Origin of the sequence: Brevibacterium sp. S111 (assembly GCF_004745075.1) — a bacterium.
Classification (GTDB): domain Bacteria; phylum Actinomycetota; class Actinomycetes; order Actinomycetales; family Brevibacteriaceae; genus Brevibacterium.
The window spans coordinates 1-26,383 of the sequence record NZ_RHFH01000018.1 but is presented as its reverse complement, the minus strand read 5'-3'; the positions used below and the strand labels follow the sequence as shown (position 1 = coordinate 26,383).

General features: G+C 64.0%; 18 protein-coding genes and 2 pseudogenes. 12 read left to right on the top strand and 8 right to left on the bottom strand.

What is annotated here, in order from left to right; all coding sequences use genetic code 11:
- Nucleotides 1-103 precede the first annotated feature (103 nt).
- The 3 genes from EB836_RS16090 to EB836_RS16080 all read right to left on the bottom strand — a co-directional run bounded on the left by EB836_RS16090 (nt 104) and on the right by EB836_RS16080 (nt 3,453).
- Nucleotides 104-1,384, bottom strand: coding sequence for a cation:dicarboxylase symporter family transporter (locus EB836_RS16090; protein WP_240690079.1), 1,281 nt, complete (start codon nt 1,382-1,384; stop codon nt 104-106).
- Between the two features lie 302 nt (nt 1,385-1,686).
- Nucleotides 1,687-1,992, bottom strand: coding sequence for a hypothetical protein (locus tag EB836_RS16085; protein ID WP_135542193.1), 306 nt, complete (start codon nt 1,990-1,992; stop codon nt 1,687-1,689).
- A 69-nt stretch (nt 1,993-2,061) separates the two neighbouring features.
- On the bottom strand, nt 2,062-3,453 hold the full coding sequence (locus EB836_RS16080) for a trehalose-6-phosphate synthase (protein WP_135542191.1): 1,392 nt from the start codon (nt 3,451-3,453) through the stop codon (nt 2,062-2,064).
- Nucleotides 3,454-3,799: 346 nt separating this feature from the next.
- Between EB836_RS16080 and EB836_RS16075 the strand changes: the two genes are divergently transcribed.
- From EB836_RS16075 to EB836_RS16060, 4 genes are all read left to right on the top strand, one after another.
- On the top strand, nt 3,800-4,453 hold the full coding sequence (locus EB836_RS16075; RefSeq protein ID WP_205683394.1) for a TetR/AcrR family transcriptional regulator C-terminal domain-containing protein: 654 nt from the start codon (nt 3,800-3,802) through the stop codon (nt 4,451-4,453).
- A 70-nt stretch (nt 4,454-4,523) separates the two neighbouring features.
- A complete protein-coding gene (locus EB836_RS16070) occupies nt 4,524-4,931 on the top strand; it encodes a hypothetical protein (RefSeq protein ID WP_135542189.1) in 408 nt (135 codons plus the stop codon).
- A complete protein-coding gene (locus EB836_RS16065; protein ID WP_240690071.1) occupies nt 4,928-6,655 on the top strand; it encodes a sensor histidine kinase in 1,728 nt (575 codons plus the stop codon). The genes EB836_RS16070 and EB836_RS16065 overlap by 4 nt, the downstream gene beginning before the upstream one ends.
- A complete protein-coding gene (locus EB836_RS16060) occupies nt 6,645-7,361 on the top strand; it encodes a response regulator (protein WP_135542187.1) in 717 nt (238 codons plus the stop codon). Before EB836_RS16065 ends, EB836_RS16060 begins: the two co-directional genes overlap by 11 nt.
- 84 nt (nt 7,362-7,445) lie before the next feature.
- On the opposite strand, the gene EB836_RS16055 is transcribed toward EB836_RS16060, so the two are convergent.
- Nucleotides 7,446-8,315: an Ltp family lipoprotein gene (locus EB836_RS16055; RefSeq protein ID WP_240690070.1), complete on the bottom strand. Its 870-nt coding sequence runs from the start codon at nt 8,313-8,315 to the stop codon at nt 7,446-7,448.
- A 223-nt stretch (nt 8,316-8,538) separates the two neighbouring features.
- Between EB836_RS16055 and EB836_RS18535 the strand changes: the two genes are divergently transcribed.
- A complete protein-coding gene (locus EB836_RS18535) occupies nt 8,539-10,824 on the top strand; it encodes a LuxR C-terminal-related transcriptional regulator (RefSeq protein ID WP_240690068.1) in 2,286 nt (761 codons plus the stop codon).
- Nucleotides 10,825-10,841: 17 nt separating this feature from the next.
- On the opposite strand, the gene EB836_RS16045 is transcribed toward EB836_RS18535, so the two are convergent.
- Complete coding sequence (locus EB836_RS16045; RefSeq protein ID WP_135542185.1) at nt 10,842-12,644, bottom strand: sigma-70 family RNA polymerase sigma factor; 1,803 nt, start codon at nt 12,642-12,644, stop codon at nt 10,842-10,844.
- Nucleotides 12,645-13,096: 452 nt separating this feature from the next.
- Here EB836_RS16045 and EB836_RS16040 point away from each other — a divergent pair, with 452 nt between their 5' ends.
- Nucleotides 13,097-15,208: a SpaA isopeptide-forming pilin-related protein gene (locus EB836_RS16040; RefSeq protein ID WP_167854490.1), complete on the top strand. Its 2,112-nt coding sequence runs from the start codon at nt 13,097-13,099 to the stop codon at nt 15,206-15,208.
- Nucleotides 15,209-15,333: 125 nt separating this feature from the next.
- Here EB836_RS16040 and EB836_RS16035 read toward each other — a convergent pair whose 3' ends face one another.
- Nucleotides 15,334-15,648, bottom strand: a complete 315-nt coding sequence (locus tag EB836_RS16035; RefSeq protein ID WP_240690077.1) for a metalloregulator ArsR/SmtB family transcription factor — start codon at nt 15,646-15,648, stop codon at nt 15,334-15,336.
- Nucleotides 15,649-15,821: 173 nt separating this feature from the next.
- Here EB836_RS16035 and arsB point away from each other — a divergent pair, with 173 nt between their 5' ends.
- From arsB to EB836_RS16020, 3 genes and pseudogenes are all read left to right on the top strand, one after another.
- Nucleotides 15,822-16,913 (top strand): ACR3 family arsenite efflux transporter, encoded by a 1,092-nt coding sequence (arsB, locus tag EB836_RS16030; protein WP_135542183.1) that lies wholly within the window; start codon nt 15,822-15,824, stop codon nt 16,911-16,913.
- Nucleotides 16,914-16,915: 2 nt separating this feature from the next.
- A pseudogene (locus tag EB836_RS16025) lies at nt 16,916-17,320 on the top strand (arsenate reductase ArsC); the annotation flags it as partial.
- Between the two features lie 133 nt (nt 17,321-17,453).
- Nucleotides 17,454-18,887 carry an FAD-dependent oxidoreductase gene (locus EB836_RS16020; RefSeq protein WP_135542181.1) on the top strand — a complete coding sequence of 478 codons (1,434 nt, stop codon included), beginning with the start codon at nt 17,454-17,456 and terminating at the stop codon, nt 18,885-18,887.
- Nucleotides 18,888-19,057: 170 nt separating this feature from the next.
- Here EB836_RS16020 and EB836_RS16015 read toward each other — a convergent pair whose 3' ends face one another.
- Both EB836_RS16015 and EB836_RS16010 read right to left on the bottom strand, forming a co-directional pair.
- The gene (locus EB836_RS16015; protein WP_135542179.1) at nt 19,058-19,711 is read right to left on the bottom strand and encodes a histidine phosphatase family protein; all 654 of its coding nucleotides are present in this window, start codon (nt 19,709-19,711) and stop codon (nt 19,058-19,060) included.
- A gap of 281 nt (nt 19,712-19,992) precedes the next feature.
- The gene (locus tag EB836_RS16010; RefSeq protein WP_135542177.1) at nt 19,993-22,470 is read right to left on the bottom strand and encodes an HNH endonuclease signature motif containing protein; all 2,478 of its coding nucleotides are present in this window, start codon (nt 22,468-22,470) and stop codon (nt 19,993-19,995) included.
- Between the two features lie 707 nt (nt 22,471-23,177).
- Between EB836_RS16010 and EB836_RS16005 the strand changes: the two genes are divergently transcribed.
- The 3 genes and pseudogenes from EB836_RS16005 to EB836_RS15995 all read left to right on the top strand — a co-directional run.
- The gene (locus EB836_RS16005; RefSeq protein ID WP_135542175.1) at nt 23,178-24,383 is read left to right on the top strand and encodes an NADP-dependent malic enzyme; all 1,206 of its coding nucleotides are present in this window, start codon (nt 23,178-23,180) and stop codon (nt 24,381-24,383) included.
- A 121-nt stretch (nt 24,384-24,504) separates the two neighbouring features.
- Entirely contained in the window at nt 24,505-25,863 is a 1,359-nt protein-coding gene (locus EB836_RS16000; protein ID WP_135542174.1) for a hypothetical protein, read from the top strand.
- 294 nt (nt 25,864-26,157) lie between these two features.
- Nucleotides 26,158-26,383, top strand: a pseudogene (locus tag EB836_RS15995) (ISL3 family transposase); the annotation flags it as partial.

Here is a 26,383-nt window from a genome sequence, read left to right as displayed (position 1 = left end):
GCCTCGGCGACGGCGCAGAGGAACAACACGGGTGCCGACCCTCCCACGACAGGGCAGTGCCGGCACCCGTGTCAGGTCACCTTGACGGTGCTGGTTCGCGTCGTCAGCCGGCCGCGGGAACCATCTGCTTCTCGTCCGGTGCGGGGGCGCTCGCCGTCTCCGCCGGACCATGTGCATCGGGCTCGAGCGAGAGCTCATCGAACGGGTTCTGACCGGACAGCGTGGCGCGGGCGACATCGAGGTCGATCTCGTTCGTCCACTTGCCGATGAGCAGGGTTGCGACAGCGTTGCCGGTGAAGTTCGTCAGGGCGCGGCACTCGGACATGAACTTGTCGATGCCGACGATGACGCCCATACCTTCGAGCAGCTCGGGACGGTGTGACTGCAGACCGGCGGCCAGGGTGGCCAGGCCCGCACCGGTGACACCGGCGGCACCCTTCGACGCGATGATCATGAACACGAGCAGCGAGATCTGCTCGGGGATCGACATCGGCATACCCATGGCCGAGGACACGAACAGAGAGGCCATGGTCAGGTAGATCGCGGTGCCGTCGAGGTTGAACGAGTAGCCGGTGGGAACCGTGATGCCCACGACCGGTTTCGAGACACCGGCATGTTCCATCTTCGCGATCAGACGCGGCAGAGCCGACTCCGACGACGAGGTGGAGAAGATGAGCAGGAACTCTCGCGCCAGGTACTTGAGCAGCAGGAAGATGTTGAGCCCGGTGACGACCTTGAGCAGCCCGCCGAGGACGATGACGATGAACAGGGCGCAGGTGAGGTAGAAGGCGCCCATGAGGGTCGCCATCGCACCGATCGCGGCCCAGCCGGTGGCACCGACGACCGCAGCGATCGCACCGAAGGCACCGACGGGAGCGGCCCACATGATCATCATCATGAGTTTGAAGACCACGGCCTGGATGTGCTTGATGCCGGTGAGCACCGGCTCGCCGGCCTTGCCCATCGACTGCAGCGCGAAACCGACGAGGAGCGCGAGCACGAGGGTCGGCAGGACCGGGATGTCACCGGGGATGAGGCTCATGAGGAACTCGACGGTCGCGTTCTCCCCGCCGCCCGAGGACTCCTCATAGGGGGTGATGTGCAGACCGGAGCCGGGGTGGATGAGGTTGCCGACGACGAGGCCGATGACCAGGGCGAAGGTCGCCATGACGAGGAAGTAGATGAGCGCCAGTCCGCCGACCTTGCCGACGGTGGCCGCCCGCGCCACCGAACCGACGCCGAGGACGATGGTGCAGAAGATGACCGGGGCGATGATCATCTTGATGAGTGCCACGAATGCTGTGCCCAAGGGCTTGAGCGCGATGCCGGCTTCGGGGGCGATGAGCCCGATGGCGGCGCCGGCGATGACCGCGACGATGACCATGATGTAGAGCCAGTGTGTCCGGTCCTTCTTCCGCTGCGGTGCACCCGATTCGGGGGTGCTCGCAGCGGCGGCGATCTCCTTGTCGAAGGAGCCGCTTTCCTGGTGTGGCGACGTTGCCATGATTCCTCCATCTGCTTCTTCGCAACCGCACCCGCCAGCGGGCGTGATTGCACGCGACTGCTGGCCGCGGTGGTGATGTACGCGACAACTCTGTCAGCGGATGTGACCGGTGTCTCGGTTGCGTTCATAGTGTTCACGCAAGGAGTGACGCGAGCACCGAGGCGGCGAGCAGGCGGGGAGGATCAGGTGTGCGGCGTGTCTTTCTGCGGCTTTTCGACGTGGGCAGGCGCGTCCGCCTGTTCGAGGGTCTTGCGGGCGATCGGACAGGTGATGATGAGCTTGAGCCGTCTGCCTTTGACATCTTCGACAGCCCTGCGCATGAGTTCCCGGCGATGGCGATCGGCCTGTGTGGATTCGATCGCTTCGCAGTAGATGAACATGACCTCGTTGGCGTCACGCTCGAGCTTGTAGTGGAGCGCGGCGACGAGCTGACCGGGAAGGTAGAGGTCGTACTTCGAGGACTCCTGGTTGTTGAGCAGTGTGTACATTCGCGGCTCCTTGAAGGCGAGGATCGAGGGGGTCTGCGTAGGTGTGCGGTGACGTTGAACGGGGGGTGCTCACCAGTCGGGCTTCATCGGCACCGAGGCGGCAGCGGTGGTGGGCAGGTCGGCGAGGAAGGTCTCCGCCCAGTCGCGCGCGTCGTGTGCGGCGACGATGTCTGCCATCGCATCGATGTGGGCGTGGGTCCCCTCGGCGGCGATCTCGGCGGCCCGACGGATCGCGTCTTTGAGTCCCGTCCGGTCGTAGGGGTTGACGATCACGGCTTGGCTCAGCTCGTCGGCGGCGCCGGCGAACTCGGACAGCACGAGGGCACCGGCCCGACCGCGGCGGGCAGTGACGAATTCCTTGGCGACGAGGTTCATTCCGTCTCGCAGTGAGGTCACGAGCAGCACATCGGCGGCCAGGTGCAGTGCCACGGCGATGTCGGTCGAATAGGAGCGATGCGAGTAGTCGATGACATTCCGGCCGAGGGTGGAGAACCGGCCGTTGATGCGCCCCACCGTGTGTTCGACCTCGTCGCGCAGCTCCCGGTAGGCAGGGACGCCTTCTCTCGAAGGCACGGCGACTTGGACGAGGCACGTCGTCGCCGGATCGACGAGGCCGTCATTGAGCAGCTCCTCGAAGGCGAGCAGCCGGTGGAGGATCCCCTTCGAGTAGTCGAGCCGATCGACGCCGAGCATGAGCACATCGGGGTCGCCGAGATCCTTGCGGATGCGCCGAGCGGCCGCCTGCGCCGACGGGGACTGCGCGGCAGCCCGGATCTTGTCGACGTCGATCGACGTCGGATAGGAGCCGATGTGCTTATCCATCTGCTCGGGGGCTGTGCCCAGCAGCCGATGCACGGCCCGACGGAAGTTGAAGGCATCGTCTTCGCGTTGGAAGCCGATGACATCGGCACCGAGGATGCCGTTGAGGATCTCGTCACGCCACGGCAGCTGTGCCAGCTGCTCGACGGGCGGGAAGGGAATGTAGTCGAAGAATCCGATGCGGATGTCGGGGCGCTGGGCGCGGATCATCTCGGGCACGAGCTGCAGGTGGTAGTCGTGGACCCACACCATGGCATCAGGGGCTGCGGCATCGACGGCGGCCTGCGCGAATCGGGCATTGATGTCCCGATACGCTCGCCACCACGAGCGATGGATCTGAGGAGCGACGAAGAGGCCGTGGTGCAGAGGCCAGAGGGTGGCGCTGCAGAAGCCCTCATGATAGCGACGATGCTCGTCGGCGCTCAGCGGAATCGGGATGAGCCGCATGTCATCGAAGTCGAACGGTGTGCCGTCACCGTCATGCGATCCGGTCCAGCCGATCCACGCGCCACGGTGGTCGCGGACGACGGGCGCCACGGCTGAACTCAATCCGCCGAGGGAGAACTCCCATGTCCCGTCGTTGCGATCCACGGGGAGGCGATCGGCCACCACGATGAAGGAATGCTTTTCGGAATCCGGCATCTCTACTCCTCTGTAGTGGTCGAACGGGCGCGTGGCGGCTTGTCGGCCAGCTGTGTTTACGGTGTAATCAAATTAGCAGAGAGATTTACGGGCACGCAATGTCGATGGTCGCCGACCGCCTCGCTGACCTCGACGTCGACCGGGTGCTCGACAGTGTCATCTCTGCGGTGGATCGGGATGGGTGGGTTCGGGGTCCGAATGGTGCGGTGGTAGCTTAGGGCTCCGTGCGATGTTTACAGCGTAATCTGATTCAAAGAACTTCTCTCGACGTGACTTCTCATCCGAGTAGACTGGTCGTGCAAACCGTCCGGTCTGCGTCATCTGCGGCAGGGGAAGGAAGGTGCACGTGGTTCAGCAGCGACTCGATCGTGCCCAGGTCGTCGAGTCGGCGATCGCCTTCGTCGACGCCTGCGGTCTCGATGAACTCACGATGCGTCGCCTCGGAACTGCCTTGGACGTAGAGGCGATGGCGCTGTATCGGCACGTTTCCGGGCGTGCGGACCTGCTCGAAGCGATGGTCGATGAGCTCATCGACGGACTCTTCGATGACGAACTCATGACAGAGGACTCCCAGTCCTGGGAGGAGTACCTGCAGCGGGTCGCCAATGCCACGCGCAACCTGGCCTGCGCGCATCCGCGGATCTTCCCGCTCATCGCGACGCAGCCGCCGGAGGCTCCCTGGCTCCGTCCTCCTCTGCGCAGCGTGCGCTGGGTTGAGGACTTCCTGTCGTCGCTGCTGCGCTTCGGCTTCTCCGATGCGCAGGCCGTGGCCGCCTACAAAGCCTTCACCAGCTTCCTCGTCGGAGCCCTGCTGCTCCAGGTCGCGTCGACGGCCCCCGAGGTCCTGGGGGAGGAGGGCGAAAGCCATTCCACGGATCTTGCCGAACACCCGACTGTGCAGCGTCTGCAGAACCTGCTCATGGAAGACCACGCCCAGCGCGAGTTCGACGACGCCCTCGACGATCTCATCGAACGGATCCGCATCAGTACGCAGAGCTGAGGCTGTGGCGCCTTCGGACCCTCACGGATAGTCTGGGCTCAGCGACAATCCCACAACGAAGGAGCAGGTTATGAAACTCAGCACAGCACTTCTGCGCGCGGTTCCCGGCGCTTTCATCCTCAACTCGGGCATCGGCAAGCTCGGCATGGATGAGGAGACCGCCGCGGGCCTCCAGCAGATGGCCGCCAACGGTGTGCCGATGGTCGAGAACCTCACCGCGTCCCAGTTCGGGAAGTTCCTCAGCTACGGCGAGGTTGCGGTCGGATCCGCTCTGCTGCTTCCCTTCGTGCCCACCCGCATCGCCGGTGCTGCGCTGACGACCTTCGCCGCCGGCCTGGTCGCGAACTACTTCTCCATCGACTCGATGACCGAGGACGACGGAATCCGCCCGTCCGAGGACGGCATCCCCGTGGCCAAGGACACCTGGCTGGCCGCGATCGGACTGGCTCTCCTGATCTCCGGCGGCAAGAAGAAGTGACGGTCGGGCGGAATCGGGATCGATTCCGCCCCCGTGGCGGCCCTCTGGCCCGGCGGCTCTTCCTCGTCCAACTCGTCCTCATCATCCTCGTCTGCACCGCCCTGTCGGTGACCAGCTATGTGACGACCATGGGCAATATCCGCCAGGCCACCGCCGAACGGGTGCTCAGCATCGCCGAGACCCTCGCACACGACCCGTTCGTGAACACGGCGGTGACCGGCGACGATCCTTCGGCACAACTGCAGCCCTACGCACTGACCGTGATCGACACCGCCGAGGTCGACTTCATCACGATCATGGATCGCGACGGCACCCGTTACACCCACCCGGACCCTGCTCAGCTGGGCAGGCACTACCTCGGATCCACCGACCGGGCCCGGGCCGGTCACAGCCAGACCGAGGAGTACGTGGGCACGCTCGGCGCCTCGGTGCGAGCGATCGTGCCCATCGAGGACGCCGACGGCGAGGTCACCGCAATGGTCGCCGTCGGCGTGACCCTTGAGACCCTGTCCGTGGCGCAGGCGGCGTCGCTGCCGCAGATCATCATCGTCGCGCTCGCCGCGATCGCTCTCGGCGGACTCGGCTCCTGGCTGCTCAGCCGCTATCTGCGCGACGTGACGCTCGGCTACGGTCCCGAGGAGCTCAGGCGGCTCTTCGCGTTCTACGATTCGGCCCTGCATTCGCTGCGTGAGGGGCTCATCCTCGCCGATGACTCCGGTCGCCTCGTCCTCTACAACGACGAGGCCGCCGCCCTGCTCGGCCTGCCCGAGCCGGATGAGTCCACCCCCATCGCCCTCGCCGAGGTGGCCCTGCCCGAATCCGTGCGCGACCTGCTGTCGAGCGGTCGAGTCGCCGTCGACGAAATCCACCTGACCGAGGACCGAGTCCTCGTCATCAGCCAGAAGACGGCGAGCCAGCCGCGCAGCAGCGGCACCTCCCAGGCTGCGCGCGGTCGCGGCAGACGCAGGGGGCACAGCAGACGCAGGGGAAGCAGCGGCCGCGGGGCCGGGCGCGGCGGCACGGTGGCGACCCTGCGCGATCGCACCGACATCCAGGAGCTCACCGGGGAGCTGGCGACGATGACGACCCTGTCCGAGGCGCTGCGGGCGCAGACGCACGAACACGCGAACCGGTTGCACACCGTCTCGACTCTCATCGAACTCGGCCGCGCCCAGGAAGCACTCGACTTCGCGGTCAAGGACGAACAGGAATCCCAACGACTCACCGACTCCTTCGTCGGGGCGCTCGACGAACCCTTCATCACCGCGCTGATGATCGGCAAGGCCGCCCAGGCTCACGAACGCGGCATCGAACTCACCGTCACCGCCACCGGCGAACTGCCGCCCGGGCGCCTCGACGCCCGCGACCTCGTCACCGTCGCCGGCAACCTCCTCGACAACGCCTTCGACGCGGCCGCGGACTCCGAGGAGAAGCACGTGTGGGCCGACTTCGTCGCCGCCGAGGGGGAACTCATCATCACCATCGCCGACTCCGGCGACGGCGTCGCCGCGGAGGACATCGACGCGCTCTTCCACCTCGGCGCCTCGGGCAAACCCCACAGCGGGGGAGTGGGGCAGCACGGATTCGGACTCGTCCTGGTGCGGCAGGCGGTGCGCCGCCTCGGCGGGGACCTCGATGTCGAATCCGATGGCGGTGCGATCTTCACGGTTACACTCCCACTGGGGGCAGGTGCCGATGGGGAAGGAGCCGACGATGGACAGTGACGCCGTGGAGGCGGGAGCGCAGCTGCAGGTCCTCATCGTCGAGGACGATCCCACCACCGCCGAGGCGCACGCCGACTTCGTGCGCCGCATCCCCGGTTTCGCCGTCGCCGGCATCAGCTTGAGCGGCCGGGATGCGCTCACGACATTCGATGACCTCGCCGAGGCGGGCCGTGCCGTCGACATCGTGCTGCTCGACATGAACCTCACGGACTCGCACGGACTCGAGATCGCCGGGCGGTTGAACTCCCGCGGCCGCGATGTCGACATCATCGCGATCACCGCGGTGCGGCATCTGCAGGTGATCCGCTCGGCGATCGCAACGGGCATCACACAGTACCTCATCAAACCCTTCAGCTTCGCCGCGTTCAGGGAGAAGCTGGAGAACGCACGGGAGTTCCGCCGCGGGCTCACGGGGTCGGGGTCATTGGCGACTCAGGCCTCGGTCGACAATGCGCTGTCGGCTCTGCGTTCGGTCTCGGCCACACGCCTGCCCAAGGGGCTGATCGCCGAAACCCTCGACACGGTCTCGGCCGAAGTGCGCAAGTCCGCGGTTCCCGTCTCGGCCACCGAGGTCGGACAAGCGCTCGATCTCTCACGCGTGACCGTCCGCCGCTACCTCGAACATCTCGTCGCGACGAAGCAGGCGATCAAGCAGCCCCGCCACGGAACACCGGGCCGACCGGAGTACGAATACCGGTGGCTGTGAGCGAGCGAAGGAATCGCTTCCTTCGCCCGCTTTGCAGATCACGCACTGTTCGGCGCGCGTGAGAGGCCGCGGCTGTGAACCGCCTCAGTCGTTGAGGTGTTCGATCGCGTAGTCGGCTTCCGAGCTGGTGAATTGTTCGCCATACTCGCTCGTGAGCTGGTCGTGGATGGCGTTGGGTGACATCGCCATGTCGTCCTGGTAGCTCCGGGCCTTCTCGAGGGCGTTCTGGTTCCAGTCGGCTTCGACGTTGTCGATGGCATACTGGGCTGCCTCGTCTGAGAAGTCTTCGCCGTATTCGCTCGTCAGCTGATCGTAGATGCCCTGCTTGCTCATGTGCATCATGTCCGAGTAGGTCTCGGCCTTGGTCAGAGCGGACGAGTACTCGGCGGGCACGCTCGAGTCGTCCTCTTCCGCGGCCGGCTCTTCAGCGGGCTCTTCCTCCGCGGGCTCATCGGCAGGTTCCTCTTCGGCGGCCGGCTCGGCCTCGGCGGGTTCTTCGGCAGGTTCTTCGGCAGGTTCCTCGGCCGGTTCGGCCACGGGCGCTTCGTCGGCGGCTTCTTCTTCGGAGACGATCGACGAATCGTCGGTCTGTGGTGTGGGGGCGGTGGCAGCGGCTATTCCGCCGAAGATGAGCCCCAGGACGAAGAAGATGCCCGTGATGATCCAGGCGGTCTTCTTGTGCTGGTCATAGCCTTGCAGGGGCAGTCCCTGCTTGTCCTTCCGGGCGCCGACCAGGGTGATGATCAGGTCGATGAGGGACCATAAGCCCAAACCGCCGAAGGTGATGAGCTTGAGAATTCCGGTTCCGATCTTCCCGAGATAGAAGCGATCGGCACCGAGTCCGCCGAGCAGCCACGACAGCAACCATGTAGCGAGAAACGATTTCTGCCCGACAGTGGGCTGGTTGTGTCCGTATGAGGGCTGGGCAGGGTTCCACTGGCTCGGGTAGTTCATCGGCGCTGGAGGCTGCTGGGTCATTATCACTTCCGGATTCTTGAAGAGGGGTGTTCCACCAATCAATTAAGGTTAAAATTTCAACTGAAAACGTCAGATGTTGTCTCGGTTGTGTAACGATCGAACTCTGCCATAATCTGAGAACGCACGCCCCTGACCATCCCCGCAGCTCCCCGGCTGCATGCCTCGGCTCTGGCCGAGATGAGAGAAGAGATCCCCATCTGTGAAAGCTGAACCCGCGAAACGACCCGAGAACCCGGAAGCGCCGGCCTCAAGGCGGCCCTCGGCGTTCGAGGCGCAATTCGGTCCCCGCGCCGCCTCGGCGGCGGAATTCGCTGCAGCCATCGAGGTCGGCGAGTCCCTGACCGACGCCGAAGTCGACCGGCTGCGCCACTCGACCGGCGGTCGGATCCGAATCGCCGGCGCCATTCTCAGAGGCCGCAGCGATGCCGGTCTCCCGGCAGCCGACACCGACCCGGACCGCACCTTCGCCATGCTCGGCCCCGAGTTCACACCCACCCCGGCCGGACCGTCGCGCGAATCCGGGGCCCTGTACCTGCTCGCCCTGTTCTCATGGGCCCCGCAGATCACGACGAGCATGATCGACCTGGTCCATTCGGCCTTCGCCTCCGCCGAGGTGGAAACGACGGCTGCCCCCGCGGACCTCACCTCACTGCTGACTGCAGAGGGCCTGCTCACCGTGTCCACCGGCACCGATGAGGTGTTCGCCGTCCCCGCTGTCATCCGCGCCCTCATGCGCCGAGTCACCGAAGTCGATGCGGATCTGGCCGAGAAGAGCCCCCGACAGGCCCTCAGCGCGGCAGTGGCCGATGCGGTCGGCCGGCAGCGTTCGGAGAGTCGGGCCGGACTCGGTGAAATCCTCGACCTCGTCGTCGAGACCAGAGACTGGCGTGCCCTCGAACGAGGGTGGACGCGGCGTTCGGTCAACGTCTTCGTCGACGTTCCCGGCGCCATCGAGGCCCTCCTCGGCGTCCCCGAAGATGTGCTGGCCGGCAACCCCATCCTCACCCTGGCCCGCAGCGCGGCACGCCGCATCGACTCGACCCGTCTGCGGCTCGGCACCGATGACATGGCCCAGCTGCTGGCTGCGACCGACTTCGACAGCATCGTGCTGCCCGAAATGGCCGGTCGGCTGTCCGCCGATCCTGCGGATGCGCTCACCGCGAACGAGGTGAGCGTGCTGACGATGCTCGAAGCGCGCTCGCATCGGCTGAACCGCGAGAGCAAAGCAGCACTGGACGTGATCGACCTCGGGCGGCAGCGCCTGCGCCGGATCGCTGCGCAAGCACCCGGGCCGACGCTCATGCTGCAGGCCGAACTCGACCTCGAACACGGACGGAACCTGGTCGCAGCCGGGCGTTTTCCCGAAGCGATGAGGGTGCTCGAACAGGTCGTCCGGTTCGCCGAGATCTACACACCGAACTCGCCCCACCCCCTGCTCTCCGGACTGGTGGTCACGGCTCTGGCCGGAATGGGCCACGGCCACGGGGTGGACATGGATCGCAGGCTCGCGCAGGCGCGGGTCAACGCTCGTCGGTTCGGGATGGATTCGCTTCCCGATGAACACACCGCCCTCTGCGTCGAGATGATGCGCAGCCTCGACCGGATAGACGTCGACGCTGCCGTGCGCTGCATACCCGCGCTCGAGGCGGCACGGCCGACCCAGTATCTCGGTCCGGTCCCCGACCTCGTCCACAGCCTGAGCTATGTGTACCTCGACTACGCCTCGATCGCGGCGAAGCTGTTGGCCGAGAGCGAGGAGGTCGGGTTCTCGCCGCAGGCCGGGGTTTCCAATGCGCGCTTCTCCGGCATGGTCAACATCCTCGGTCTCGTCCTGGTGGCCGCGGGGGACACGAAGGGCCTGCAGGACCTCGGCGATCACATGGGCCCGGAGAGTCCCGGATACTCGATCATCAAGGCGCGCCTGGCCCTGGCCTTCGGTCAGCACGACCGGCTGTGGACCACCACCGGGCAGATACTCGATGGCGATCAGGGACCCCGGATCAAGAGCTGTGCGATGGCGCTGCGCGTGGAGATGCTCCACCACGAAGGCCGCGCGGCCGAAGCATTCGAGGCCTTCGGCCACATGCTCGACTACTGTGCGATCACCTCCTCGGCGCTCGCCGTCGCCCAACTGTCGAAGGCCGCCCGAGAGGCGCTCATCTCCGCAACGGCCGAATGCACGAGATGGCGCGCCCTGGCCAGATCCTTCTGCGCCGAGGAGGTGACGGCGGCCGAACTGCAGAGACGGCTGCGTGAGCTTCCCGAGACGGTGCCGGTGCCGCCTGACTTCCAGACCGACCTCACCTCGGCCGAGATGTCGCTGCTCTTCGCCATCGACTCCCCGAAGTCCGTGGCACAGATCGCCAGGGACTTCGGAGTCGTGCCCGGAACACTGAAGAACCGGCTGTCGGCGTTGTACCGGAAGCTCGGGGTGCGCAGCCGGGCCGAGGCTGTTGCTTACGCTCACCGGAACCAGCGGGGGTAGGGCTCCTCAGAGAAGGCTCAGTGACAGTGTTCCCACCAGCCGAAGTAGTGGCAGTGGGATCCCCCGTCACCGTCTTCGCCCACGGTATCCGAGGCGTCGGAAGAACCTGCGTCGGCGGAATCGTCCGAGTCGGACGGGGTGCCTGCGTCGGCGGAATCGTCCGAGTCGCTGGAACCATCCGAGGCGGCAGAGGTCTCTGCGTCTGACTCCGTGGGCTCCGGTCCCGGATCACCCGCAGTCGTCGGTCCCTCGGTCGGTGCAGGGTCGGCAGCATCGGTGATCGGCGGAGGCGAGGACTCATCCGCCTCCTCGGCGGGCTTCTGCTCTTCGCCCTCCTCTGCCGGCTCATCCCGATCACCCGGAGCCTCTGCCGGCTCATCACCCGGAGCCTCCGCACGTTTATCGCTCGGAGTCCCTGCCGGCTCATCGCTCGGTGCAGATGGCTGGTTCTCCGCTTCAGGGGCCGGCGTTTGAGCGTCTTCCTGTGGGACCGGAGAATGTTCATCGTGTGCGTCCGGCGCCGGGGCCTCGTCGGGTGGGCCGGAGCGAACGGAATCCGATTTTTCGTCGCGTTCGGCTGCGTCCGCACTGTTCTCGCTGCCGCGATCCGGCACCGCCGCCTGCGGCGAAGAGGTCGGAGGAGAAATCGGTAGTGGTGCGGGCGCGGGTGCCGAAGAAGCTTCCGCCGCAGCGGCAGGACGAGGGGCGGAATCGTTCTGCAGATCCACCAGAGTGACGGTGCCGGCGGCGATGGCAGCGGTGGCAGCGATGCTTGCGAGAGCGACTTTGAGTGTCGACACTCCGGCTGCGATCCCCGCACCGCCGCTCCCGGAGCTTCCCGCGCCTGCGGCGCCCACGCCGCTCTTCGAGCCTCCGATGAGTGCGCTCGAGTGTGGCTCAGAGGCGCCCGCTCCCATCTGAGCCCCGGATTCGGCCTTCAACGTGCTCGTTCCCGTCAGCAGCACGCCGCCCTTCGGGAAATGGCCGATCTCGATGAGCGCGGCGGCGAGTACGGCAGGCGTGATCCATGCCTGGAACGTCGTGTTGAGGCTGCGGAGTCTGAAGGACTGTCGACGGCAGTGACTGCACTGACTGAGATGAGCCTGGATCGCCTCGGCGCGTTTCGGGCTCAGCTGATGGCGCACGAAGCGCGCGAGGTCGGCGGAGAACTCCGCACATTCCGGTGGACTCGGCTCGACGTGCTGCTGCAGGTATGCGGCGCGAAGCCCTTCTCGGGCGCGCCGAAGAAGCGAGCTGAAGGAGTTCGGGGACAAGTCCATCGATGCGGCGGCATCGGCGGTCGGTACGCCGTCGATGTCGATCAGTGTGAGCGCGCTCTGCCACGCATCGGGGAGCCCTCTGAACGCACGGCCAAGCTGGTCTCGCTCAGCCACCTCGGCGGCGTGGTCGCTCGGTTCGGGGTCGGCGAGGAACGTCAGCACCTCGGGTTCAACGGTCGTGGTGGCACGGGTCGTCGCTGAGCGCCGGTACGACTCGGACCGCACAGCGGCCATGAGGTAGGGCTTGAACGACTCTTCGGGACCCGCACCCCGTCCCCAGGCGCGCCAGATCTTGGCAAAGGCTTCGGCGACGGCATCCTCGGCTCGACCGCGTTCTCTGTTGAGGCGCAGTGCGAAGTGCAGTGCGGGCAGCCGATGCCGGGCATAGAGCTCACCGAAGGCCGCCCGTCCTGCTGAGGAATCGGGTCGATGGTGACGGATGCGGGCACAGAGCTCGGCGTCAGTGAGTGTGCTGCTCGAGTGCGCAAACCCGGCTGAGGACGGGGAACCGTCGGCCGGAGACGACAACGCCTCGGTCATCGGCCCGGTGCCTCAAAGCAGCGGTACGGACGTCGTTTTCGAGTATGCATATCGGGGACCTCGACTGTGATTCGGGGAACAGTACCGGGGTATTTCGGGGGAATGCTGAAACTATACAGCAGGAATTCTCGGCTTCCCAAACATTGGCGTCTCGGCGGGTGGCGGCGAGGTTTCGGACCTGTGCGGCGGAGAAAAAACTTTTCTCGACTCGCGAACGAATGCGGCCGCTCACGGGTCTCAGTCTATGGAGAGGTCAAGACCCAAGGCCGCTCCATGCCCGAGCCGGCGGTTGTACAACAGCCGATTCGGGTCCCCTCCGAGTCCCGGACTCACCGAGGCGGCCCTGCGGAACCACGTGGCTGCAGGGCCACCTCACATCATTTCCAGTGCATCCCCTCGCCTGTCGTTCGCAGAACGCCGAGGCGGCGGGACCGTTCCGAAGGAGCAACTCCTTGTCCCTGAAGCGACATCCCCTCACGAAGCACGGAGCCGCGATCCTCGCGTCGTCCGTTCTCGCTTCGTTCGCATTCCTCGGCGCGGCCGTCTCGCCCGCGCAGGCGGCCCCCGAACCACAGCCGAACCCCTCATTGGCAGACAAGTGTGGTCTCGATATCGGGGTCGTCCTCGACCTGTCGAATTCCCTGTCCGATCGTGACGTCGATGATTCGAAGACGGCGGCCAAGGCTGTCACCGAGGGCCTGGCCGGAACTCCGAGCAGAGTGTCCGTCAACACCTTCGCGACCTTCGGACCCGATGGCACCAATGACCCGATCGCCAGCACATCTGTTGCAACCTCTGACTCCGTCGGCGAGCTCAACGACCGGGTCGATGCACTCCGGCGAGTTCCGCAGGACGCGGGAGGCACGAACTGGGACCGGGGGCTCGGACAGCTCGACGGAACAAGCCATGATCTGGTGCTGTTCGTCACCGACGGCAAACCCACGGCCTACGGTGTGCCGGGATCCGAGAGGGGCAACACCGACCGCGGTACGCGAACCGACCAGATCGACATCGACAAAGCCATCGAATCGGCGAACGCGCTGAAATCCGAGGGAACCAAGGTCGTCGGCCTCGGGGTGGGCAGCGAGATCAATGAGGACAACATCAAGTTGGTCTCCGGCCAAACAGCAGGCGACGACTACTACGTGATCTCCGATTACTCCGCACTGACCAAACAGCTGCGCGAGATCGCCACGAAGAGCTGCCGCGGCACACTCAATGTCACGAAGCTCATCGATCCCGGAGTCGGGGGCCACGGAGAGACGAAGAAGCATCCCGGCGAAGGCTGGGCGATCTCGTCTCCGGATGCGGTGGACGGGGCCGAGAAGACCACGAACGCCGACGGTACGGTGAGCTTCAAACTGAAGGCTCCTGCCGATGGAGTGCAGGCCACCGAAGAGCAGCAGGAAGGCTACCGGCTGCAACAGCAGACCGGTGCGAACGCGGTCTGCACCGCAGACGGACGTGAAGTCGACACGAAGAACATCGCTGATGGATTCCAGCTGACCGAAACAGTCGGCACGGACGCGATCGTCACCTGCCAGATCATCAATGAGCAGATCCCCGGGGCGCTGAGCTGGAAGAAGGTCGATGAGGACGGCAAAGCGCTTGCCGGAGCTGAGTTCACTCTCACGGGTCCGAACGGCAAAGACTTCGTCGTAACCGACAACGGCGATCTCGACGCCGACGAGGCTGCCGGACAGTTCGAAGTGTCGGACCTGGCCTGGGGCGACTACACCATCAAGGAGACCAGCGCTCCCGAGGGCTATGCACTCTCGGATGAGACGCAGACGGTGACGATCAGTGGCGAGAAGCGGGTCGTGACGTTCTCCGACATCGTCAACACGAAGAGCACCGGTGCCGATGCCGATCCGGACGGCGATGCCTCCGCAGATCCAGATGCAGAAGCGTCGACCGACCCGAACGCCGAATCCGAGGCATCGCAGGAGTCTGACGCTGACACCGCGACTGACCCGGACGCGGACACTGCGGCCGATCCTGATGCCGACACCGCGACTGACCCGGACGCGGACTCTGCGGCTGACCCTGATGCGGACACCGCGAGCGATCCTGACGCTGACACTGCTGCCGATCCGGATTCGGACACCGCGGCCGACCCGGATGCGAAAGCATCGACTGATCCTGACGCTGATACCGCGGCCGATCCGGACGGGAATGTCTCGACTGACCCGGATGCGAAGGCATCGACTGACCCAGCGGCGGAGGCGTCTGCCGATCCTGATGCCGACACGTCGACCAATCCTGAGGGGAAAGCGTCGACTGACCCGGCGGGGGAGGCCTCGACCGATCCCGAGGGGCGTGAAGATGTCTCGACGAATCCCGCCGCGGACAGTAACGCGTCGAGCGCGTCGGACGGTGGCACCACCTCGGCCGATGGGTCTGCGAGTGACAGTGACGCAAACGGTCACGGCAATGGCAATGATCATCTGCCGCGGACAGGTGCTGCCGGGGCTGTGACGTTCGGCCTCCTCGGCGTGCTTCTCATCGGGGGCGGAATCGCTGCTGTCCTCGTCTCGAGGCGACGGAAGACCACCCCGATGTGATGAAGTCTCGAGCCTGAGATGAGAACGGGGGCGGAGCCGAACTGATATCGGCTCCGCCCCTGTGCACTCGGGGACCGTTGTCGGCGGCCTCGGCCGACGTTCGGCTCGGTGAGACTTTCAGCAACTCAGTCTGGTTGCGGTGTCCTACTCGGGGACAGGAATGACGCCAATCTGCTCAGGGTCTCCGCCTCCAGCGAATAGTACGACCAGATTCCGCGCTTCTCGCGACGCAGGACTCCCGCGTCGACGAGGATCTTCAGATGGTGGGACACCGTGGGCTGACCGAGACCGACAGGGTCGATGAGGTCGCACAGGCAGGCCTCCTGATCGTCGTGTGCGGCGACAAGGGACACCAGCTGGAGCCGGGTCGGGTCGGACACGGCTTTGAGTGTGCGGGCGAAGTCCTGGGCGTCGTCGCGGCTCAGAGGCGCAACGGTCAGCGACGGGCAGCAGGTGTCCGAAGCGATGTCTGGGTCGGGGTGTGCAAGGCTCACACCACCATTATGCCTACATATTGACAGTTGTCGATGCGTTGTGTTTCGATCGTATCGATGAACTTCAATGTGTCTGCGGTGAGTCCCGCCGCCCGACCGACTCTTTCCCAGGGAGAGCGATGACCTCCACGACGACCGCGCATACAGCCTCGCCGGTGGCTGCGAAGCTTTCGACTCTTGATCGATTCCTGCCGGTTTGGATCCTCGTGGCCATGGGTGTCGGCCTCCTCCTCGGCAGGATCATTCCCGGTCTCGGGGCGGCACTGGACTCCGTCAAAGTCGCCGATGTGTCTCTGCCGATCGCGGTGGGCCTGCTCGTCATGATGTATCCGGTCCTGGCTAAGGTCCGCTTCGACGAGACAGGGCACGTGCTCGCCGACAAGAGGCTCATGGTCACCTCGCTGATCATCAACTGGTTGGCCGCGCCCGCGTTCATGTTCGTCCTCGCATGGCTTTTCCTGCCCGATCTCCCCGAGTACCGCACAGGGCTGATCATCGTCGGTCTTGCTCGATGCATCGCCATGGTCTTCATCTGGAACGATCTCGCCTGCGGTGACAGAGAAGCCGCCGCGGTGCTTGTGGCGATCAACTCAGTGTTCCAGGTGCTGGCCTTCGGACTCCTCGGTTGGTTCTACCTGCAGTGGTTGCCCGAGCTTCTGGGTCTGCCGACGACCAGCAGCGAGTTCTCGTTCTGGGCAATCACTCTCAGCGTCCTCGTCTTCCTCGGCGTCCCTCTCATTGCGGGGTTCCTCACCCGCACGTTCGGGGAGAAGGTCAAGGGGCGGTCCTGGTATGAAGAGCGCTTCCTCCCCAAGCTCGGCCCGTGGGCGCTCTACGGTCTGCTCTTCACGATCGTCGTGCTCTTCGCGCTCCAGGGTGACGAGATCACCACTCACCCGAAGAACGTTGCTCGCATCGCCTTGCCGCTGCTCGTCTATTTCGTCAGCGTCTTCGCCATCGGGATGGTCGTCGGCCGTGTGCTGAGGCTCGGATACGAGAAGACAACGACCTTGGCGTTCACTGCAGCAGGCAATAATTTCGAACTGGCCATCGCCGTTGCGATCGGCACCTACGGTGTGACTTCCGGGCAAGCGCTGGCGGGCGTGGTCGGACCGCTGATCGAGGTGCCCATCCTCGTCGGTCTCGTCTATGTGGCGCTCTGGGCTCGTCCGCGATTCTTTCCATCCAGCGCTGAACGGCGAGCGATCTGAGCATGAGTCCAACACCGTCGAGGAAACCACGCGTGCTGTTCGTCTGCGTGCACAACTCGGGCAGATCGCAGATGGCGGCAGGTTTCCTCCACCACGCGGCCGGTGACCTCGTTGAGATCCGGTCCGCCGGCAGCGAACCGGCAGATTCGCTCAACTCCACTGCAGTTGCGGCGATGACCGAAGTCGGCGTCGACATCACGGACAACCGACCCGCGCTTCTTGCCACTGAAGACGTTCGCGCGTCCGATGTGGTCATCACCATGGGCTGTGGGGATGCCTGCCCTGTCTTCCCCGGCACGAGATACGAAGACTGGACGCTCGACGACCCCGCCGGGCAAAGTCTCGACGCCGTCAGGAGAATCCGCGACGAGATACGCTCTCGCGTTGAGGCTCTCGTGACCGAGCTTGCTCCCGAGGCCGAGATCGCTCCCGAGGCCGAGATCGCTCCTGAGTCCGTGCTTGCGCCCGTGCCCGAGCCTGCCGGCCCTGCCTCGGATGGCCATCGAAACACATCGACATCAAACGCCGAGGAGGCGCCTCATGTCTGAAACCACTCGCGATGAACTGCCGGTAGCCGTCATCGGCGCCGGACCTGTCGGGCTGGCTGCCGCCGCGCACTTGGTCACGCGAGGTCTTCGGCCGCTGGTGTTCGAATCGGGCCCTGCTCCAGCTTCGGCTGTCTCGGAGTGGGGACACATCGGGCTGTTCTCTCCGTGGAAGTACAACGTCGACCATGCGGCACGCGGTCTCCTGGAAGCCGCTGGTTGGAGCGAACCAGACGGAGACTATCTGCCTACCGGTGAAGAGCTGGTCACGGACTATCTCAAACCGTTGGCCGAGACTCCCGAGCTGCGCACGACCATCAATTTGGACTCTCGAGTCACAGCCGTGAGCCGAATCGGCAAAGACCGGACTCGAACGCCGGGCCGAGATGAGACGCCCTTCCTCATCCGCACTGAGAAATCGGATGGGACGGTGTCCGAACACTACGCGCGTGCGGTCATCGATGCTTCCGGTACCTGGCAGACACCGAACCCGATCGGGCGGGCCGGTCTGCCTGCCTTCGGTGAAGATCGGGCCCGCCGGGAAGGGACCGTCACCTCAGCTCTGCCAGACGTGCTCAACCGCGACCGTGCGTGGTTCGCCGGCAAGCACACAGTAGTCGTCGGTGGGGGCCATTCGGCAGCAAATACGCTGCTGGCTCTGGCCGAACTTCGCGAACGCGAACCGGATACTCGCATCAGCTGGGCGATCAGGGGCGCAGACCCAGCCAGTGTCTACGGCGGAGAGGACAAGGACGGTCTGCCTGCTCGCGGAGCTCTCGGCTCACGGCTGCGGCGCCTCGTCGAGACCGGAGTGATCGACGTGCATACGTCGATGACGATCACGGAACTCCGCGGTGATGATGGTGTCACGACCGCGGACCTCAGCGGTGATGACGGTCTCACGATCATAGCCGCGACGGACGAAGGCCCCGTGAAGCTCCATGCCGATCGGGTCGTCCCGGCCACAGGCTTCCGGCCCGACTTCGGGTTCCTTCGAGAAATCCGACTCGACCTTGATCCCGTCGTCGAAGCGCCACAGGAACTCGGCCCGCTCATCGACCCGGAGTTCCACAGCTGTGGCACCGTCCCACCCCACGGTGCTCGAATGCTCTCCCACCCGGAGAAGGACTTCTACATTGCGGGAATGAAATCCTACGGTCGAGCTCCGACCTTCCTGATGTTCACCGGGTACGAGCAGATTCGCTCCATCGTCGCCGCGATCGCGGGGGACCAAGACGCTGCCGACCGAATCGAGCTCGTTCTGCCCGAAACAGGCGTGTGTTCAGCCGATGTCGGTTCCTCGTGCGACAGTCCGTCGGAAGAGGAAGGCGTCGAGTCGACCGGATGCTGCGGACCGGCCGAGCCTGTCGTGATCGGAATCCCCACAGGACTGAGGCACGGTCGTTCGGGCGAAAGCGAAGCGAAATAGAGGTCTCGCCGACAGTTGAAGGCCCCGGACCAGCTCATGAGCAGAGACGCCCCGCCGGCCGGCTGCGCAACGACCGTGTTGACACTTCGATACTTCGGCGCCTCAGCACCCGGCACCCCGGCGCCCCAGCACCCCGGCACCCCAGCGCCTCGGCACCCGGCGCTTCAGCCTCAACGGTAGGTTGCGTCCTGCGGAGCCTGGTGGCCGTGGTCGTTGAAGGAGATGAGGCTGGTGCCGCCGCGGCCGGTGATGATCTTCGTGATGCCGGTGTTGATGGTCACCCGGTTGAACGCCATCCACTGGTCGAAGCCGGCACCGAGCAGTCGAGCGGCCGTCCACGCGATGGCGCCGGCACTGGAGACGACGACCGTCGACTCGCCCGAACCCATTGCGGCGACAGCATCGTCGAGGGCCCGATCGACTCGTGAGGTGAACTGAGTGTAAGTCTCCGAATAGTCCTCGTCATGCTCACCGGAGGCCCAGCGGGCACAGCCGCGTTCGAGTTCAGCTTGAAAGACTTTTGAGTCGTATTTCGCCCGCGGGTCGGTCTCGGGCAGAACCCCGGTGATCTCCCACGCACTGTATTCATTCCAGCCGGCATCGACACGGGTATCGATCGTCATGCCCAGTCCCTCGAGAAGCCCTTCGGCCGTCTGCCGCTGCCGCAGCATCTCACCGTGGATGAGCCTGTCGGGAGCTACACCTTGAGCCGCGAGGAACCGGCCGGTGACGCGGCTCTGCTCCTTGCCGAGATCGGACAGCCGATCGTAGTCGTCGGTACCGAACGAGGCCTGTCCGTGTCGGACCAGATAGAGCACACTCATCTTCACTCCTGCTTCATAAGGCAACACATCGAAACGTTTTCGGGGATGCTGATACTTCTCAACATATCCGCTGGCGGGAGTTCTTCTAGCCCAATCTCAAATTTGTGGTGCCTCCGCGAAGAAGATGCGCCAGATATTTCAGCGGTGCTTCGTCCCCGACCGCGCGTGCGCAGCTAGGCGAATGGGCCGGGCCAGGCGAATGGACCGGGTTAGGCGAGCAAACACGGCCAGACGAGCGGACAGGGCCAGACGAGCGGGCACAGTCAGACGAGCGGACACGGTCAGAACGGTGGGGGATCGGCCTCGAGGTCGTGGTCCCAGTTGACCTTCGTGGGGACATAGCGGTGGTCCCACGGGTCGTTCGCCCCGGAGACTTTGGATTTCGTCGTGCGCTTGGGCCGTGAGGCGACGGCGGTGGGGTCACTGGGCTCATGGGACCCGTTGGTATCACTGGGTCCGTTGGGGGCACTAGGTTTGTTGGGGTCGAAGTCGACATCCTCGTCGTCGATTCCTGAAAGACGGCGGCATTTGATGATTCGGGCATACCGGGCATTCCCGGTCAGCTGCTTCCTCGCCGCAGGGTCGGAACCGGCGGGGAGGCAAGGTTGGAAGACAGCACTCTCCCAGTTGAGGCAACGTTCGAGCATCAGCCGCCGCCGTGCAGCCTGACCGTTTTTGTAGGCCCGTGTCAGACGTTGCTGCCGTGCCTCTCGCTCCTCTTTGAGACGCTTCGCCTCGTCGCGCTGGCGAATCGTCGACTCTCCGGGCATGAGTTCGAGCACCTGTGGTGCTGGCGGAACCATGCTCTTGGGCAGACTCCACCGCCTGAGGCGGACCTGTGCCAAGGCTTCGAGTTCGAGAGCTTGGGCAATGTTGATCGGCTGGTCGGGAGCTGTCACCTTGGCCGAGACTCCGTGCCGGAACTTGTAGTCGACCTCTCCGGATTTGGGCATAGTCACGCCGTAGCGACCGGCGGTCTTCAACGCATGGTGCTTCTTGCACAGAGGATGAAGGTTGCCGAACCGAGTGAGCCCTCCCCTGCTGGGATTGAGGTGGAAGAACGGGATGACGTGGTCGATCTCCGCCTTCTCGGCCCGGCGCGAGCAACCAGGGACGGTGCAGACCGTCCATTGTTCGACCAGCGTCCTGCGCAGGTCGTTGGGAACCTGGTAGCTCGTCGCCTTTGCATCGAGCGGGGTGCCGGTGGCGGGGTCAGTGAGGATCCGTTGGATGGACTTCGACCGTCCAGCGATCATGCGTGCCACCTCGGCGGGCATGGGTGAGCCATCAGCGAAGGTGCCGGGCAGCTCTGAGTCTCCGGTCAGTGAGAGGAACGGTACGGTCGCGACCGTGGCGGCCTGACTGGCCAGCCACTGTTGGTTGGTGGGCATGCGCACCTTCACCCAGTACTCGGCCGGGCCGAGCTCGTCGACGCTGTCGCTGTCGCCGTTGCCGCCGCGGGTGGGGCTGGCGACGCTGTCGCTGTCGCCGCTGCCGCTTCCGCTGCTGTTTCGCGTGGGTGCGGCGGCGCGGAAAGCGGATCCGGTGGCACGGTCGGACGGGGAAGCATCGTCGTCCGCAACCTCATCGGCTACGGTCTTGGCGAAGTCGGCGAGGCCGTCCTCGGTGTCGATGCCGGGAATCATCTCGCCATCGGCGTCGAGCAGAGAAGCTTCTTTGGTCACCTGAAAACCGGTGACCGGGTCGATGGACACGACCTTGACGCTCAGCTCAGGTACGGGGCGGACGAACAGGTCGTACTGGAGCTGGTCGATGGACCGCTCATCGCTGATCGCCATGCCGACGGGCAGATTGAGAGCTGACCTGTTCTTCCCGTGGATGGTCAGCGCCATGGCCTGGATGCGGTTGTAGCAGGCGAAGATCTCAGCCGAAGGGCCGTTGACGGTGAGGCAGGCCGAGCCGTCTTTGAACCCCTCGACGTCGACGCGGCGTCGCTTCGCCGCAATCTCGGTCATGGCGACGGGAGGAACGAGCAGGCTGATCATCTTCGCCAGCGCCCGGCGGAGGGTCTCGCAGGTGATGTCCGCGCGCTTTGTGGCGAGGTACTCGTCGAGCTTGGGAAGGAATTCGAAGGAGACCGTCACGCACAGCTGGGTGACCACCTCGACGTGTGCTTGGGTGAATTCGCCTTTGCGGACGCGGTCAGCGAATCGGGGAAGACCGTAGAAGATCGTCATCGCACCCGACAGCTGACGGTACGTGCGCGCACTGTTCGTACCGAGGACCGTCGAGATCTCGACGAGGTCCTCCGACAGCACGTTGTCGTAGACCCACTGCGCGAACCACGCCTTAGGGTCGAACTCGGGGAAGTCGGGCAGCTCCTCCTCTGCGGCCTTCTCGGCTGCTTTCCGCTGGGCGCGGGCGAACTCGGCGTCATAGAGGTCGACTTCAGCCTTGGTGCAGGCGGCTGTTTTCCTGCGAGCGTCCCGTTGACGGCGACCCGCCACATCGCCTTCGGTCTGCGTCTCATGACGGCGACGTTCCAAGGTTCCGGCGATCGTTGCGCATCGGAACGGCTCCGAACCTTCGGGCACGGCGAACTCCGAGTTGAGAAGGACCTGCTCGAGCACCGTTGCCGAAGCCGATTCGAGGACTTCGAAACGGGCGCGATCGGAGGCCGCGGCCGCCTCGGCGAAGTGGGACATGTTCGATTCGAGCCGGATGGCATAACGCGGCGAGCAGCCGGATGCCGCTGCCTCGTCAGTGCTCGACGGAGCCGAGCCTGTGGTGCCCTTCATTGCGATTTCACCTGCCTCAGACCTCATTGTCGGAGAAGTGGAGCTGAATTGAAAAGCTGTTATTACTATGGTAAACGATCAAACAATGGTACACAATAGAAAAGTGAGAAATTGTTCGAATGTTTCTCGATTCCCAATGGCCAGTGATTCCGTTGTCCGATCATTTTCGCATCCGGCACTGACATGACATTGAAGCTGTGATCGACGCAGCCGCAGTCTCTGCCCGCCGTGCGCCCGGCCTGCTCGGCACCGCCGCCATCGCCCCCGGACCTCGGCCTAAAGGTCTAGAGAACATGCCACCGAAAAGGAGGGCAACCTCGGCGAGGGGAGGGATTTCAGGTGAAATGGGTCACCTCATCGGTTATGCTGATCGGGTTGCCGGATGCGACCCATGAGGTCGACACTCGCCCCCATGCGAGCCGTATCCGCACAGCGCGCACCTGCGGCGCCCTTCACCTAGGGTCTGCACCACAGGACGCGCCGACGTCACCGCACCATCCTTCACTGGTGACCAGTTCTTCGTCCGACCGCCTCGGCGAGCCCACTTCCGGCTCATCCGAACTCACCGTGGCTCAAGCGAGCCCGCACGGATTCATGTGAACTCATCCGAGTTCCGCCGACGCTGCGCCGCCACTGCCCGCGGTCAGACGATCACTGCCGGCAACGACGAATACGCCCTGTCGCCGCATCAACCACGAGGATCAATCATGACGACCACCGCCGAAAACTCCACCGCTTCGGGCCAGAACGCGCCGACTCCCATCACCGATCAGGAGATCTTCGCCGCGCACGAAGGCGGCAAGCTGTCCGCCGAGCTGACCAGCCCGCTGCAGACCCAGCGCGATCTCTCGATCGCCTACACGCCGGGCGTGGCCAAGGTCTGCACCGCGATCAAGGACGAGCCGCAGCTCGCGCGCACCCACACCTGGACGGGCCGCCTCGTCGCGGTCATCTCCGACGGATCGGCCGTGCTCGGGCTCGGTGACATCGGTCCGGCCGCCTCGCTGCCGGTGATGGAGGGCAAGTGCGCCCTGTTCAAGAGCTTCTCCGGCCTCAACGCGATCCCGATCGTGCTCGACACCAACGACACCGACGAGATCGTCGAAACCATCATCCGCATGGCTCCGACCTTCGGTGCGATCAACCTCGAGGACATCTCGGCCCCGCGCTGCTTCGAGATCGAGGACCGGGTCAAGGAGGCCCTCGACATCCCCGTCATGCACGATGACCAACACGGCACCGCCGTCGTTGTCCTCGCCGCGCTGACGAACGCGTTGCGGGTGGTGGAGAAGTCCTTCGACTCCGTCCGCGTCGTCGTCTCCGGTGCCGGTGCTGCCGGCGTGGCCGTGGCAAAGATCCTCGCCGACGCCGGGGTGAAGGACATCGTCGTTCTCGACTCGAAGGGCATCGTCGAAGCCGGCCGGTCCGACCTGTCCGAGACCAAGCAGGCGATCGCCGGGTCGACGAATCCGCGCGGGATCTCCGGCGGGATCGGCGAAGCCCTCGACGGTGCCGACGCCTTCATCGGAGTCTCCGGCGGCACCATCGCCGAGGCGCACCTGGAGAACATGGCCGACGACGCAGTCATCTTCGCGCTGTCGAACCCGAACCCCGAGGTGGTCCCAGACATCGCCGCCAAGTACGCCACCGTGGTGGCCACCGGACGCAGCGACTTCCCGAACCAGATCAACAACGTCCTCGCGTTTCCCGGGATCTTCCGCGGCGCGCTCGACGCCGATGCCGACGAGATCACCGATGACATGAAGCTCGTCGCCGCTCGTGCGATCGCCGATCTCGTCGGTGATGACCTGGCACCCGGTTATATCGTGCCCGGTGCACTCGATTCCCGTGTCGCTCCGGCCGTCGCCGAGGCGGTCGAGAAGTCCGCGCTCGAAGCCATGGCCACCCGCTGACGTCTGGTGGTTCAACTCTGCCTGTGCGGGTTGGTGACGGGTTTTTAGAGGGGCCTGACGCCAGCCCGCACTATTTCGCGTAGATTCCTTAGTTTGCGGGAACATGAATGAAGGGAGTTCCGTGATTCTGCCAGTAGTTGTGGGTGCCAGTGCGGCAGTAGCGCTCAAGGTCGTGTTCCTGGTAGCCAGGATGTCCTGGCCAGACAACTACTTCGACAGCTCTGATAGAGCGAAGCATTGGGTGGTCGAAGCTCCTCTAAAAGTTCTTGTGTGGCGCCTGGTGCCTTTTGGTCTTGCCGCCGTATTCCTAGTTGCAGTGGCCCACGAACTAGAGACTGACGTCAGCCTTGCGCTGTGGGTGTTTTACTTTGGCCACATCGCAACCACGAATTTTCTTTCACTGTTTTCGGCATACTCCAGACATTCAGGGTTTGTTGTCCAGGGTGTTTATTTGCTTGGAATATCCATCTCCTTGGCTGTAGTCGTGGGGGCTCTGGACTGGGGGCGTCCGAATCTTGACAGTGTTGTCCCAGAGGCGAAATCGCTGGTACAAGGGTTTTGGACGGCTGTATGTGTCGCCATTCTGTTTGCTGTGTTCAAGGCTATAACTCTGAGCCGTGGTACTGGTGGCGGGCGTGCCGGTTCGTTGAGTCAGCTCAAAATTGACGATTATTATATTGGGTATTTAGCAAAATGTGCTTTCGAAAATAAGGCAGATTTGCCGTTGCTTCTTGCTATGGTTGCGCATGAGTCGAGTAATCGCCCAAAATTTCTTCGACAAATTGAATTATTTCTGTTCAAGTATTCGTTTCCTGTTTTGGTCCCGCGGACACTGGGCATTGCGCAGCAGTCGATTGAAAGAGCGGGATCTTGGCGAAATCGTTGGCGAATTCGATTGAACGAAGTTGATCGCAAGTCTCTGGAGCGAGTCAGTAGACAATATTCGGGAGTTGTTATTCCGGATGGTGAAGTGAAATTTGGAGTCTACCAAGTGAAGGCCCTCGCGAATGCTCATAACGAAGGCTCGTCAAACATCTCTGCTGTCGCGAAAATTTATGAAGACTTCTTCCTCGGCGAAAACGCCGTGATGGCGGCCATTCAAACGACTTTCGAAGATGACGTGCATGGCGTAATTGCCGAGGGGCGTAACTTTCGTGGTGATCTAGAACCAGCGGCGTCTGTTGAAGTGAATGCTCCTTGGGCGGTACGTTATGGTGACAATTGCTACGTCCAGTTCAAAGTTTCGCGTTTTGATGTGGCGGCTGTGGTCGTTAGTTCAATTTCAAGCATTAGTTCGCGACCAAGTCCTATCGCCCATACATTTGGCGCAGGTAGCCGAGAATTCGAGAATGGCCTGTTTGAAATTCCAGCCGTTGGAATGGGAATGAAATTGAGCGTCGTTGACTACGAAAACCAGCGGCGGTGGGTCGCGGCCCTGTCGTTTGATGCCGATCGAGACTATGTCACTGTCTACGAATAATGGGCCGCTGATTGCGCTCAAGTCCTTGTCTTGAAGGTTTCCCCGACCTGGGGCGGGCGCGTGCCGCGTTGGCGGTGTCAAAACGCCGGAAGCCAGAATGTTGGACTGGGTGCGGAACGCTTTTAAATCTGTTGTTGGGCGTGTGGTCGGACAAAGTGGTGCGCCGGTTAAGGGGCTCTTCGTAATCGAGAGTGTGGGTCAGGGATTTTCAGACACGGCGAGTCGCTGCTCAGATAGGCGTCGAGGTCTTCCGATGATGGAAGTTCTCACACCGTCCATCCGAAAGACCTCGACGTGGCCAAGCCTACTTTCTCGACGCCTGACCTCACGACCTTCTGCAGACTCAATGACCTCGATCTGACCTGCACCGGCCAACACATCACCGGGCACAAAGCCATTCTGGAATGCCGTCCAAACACTGCTGATGACTGGTGCCGACGATGTGGTGGTCACGGGATCGTTCGCGATACCGTCGTCCGCCAGCTGGCCCACGAACCTTTCGGCCACCGACCAACCACGC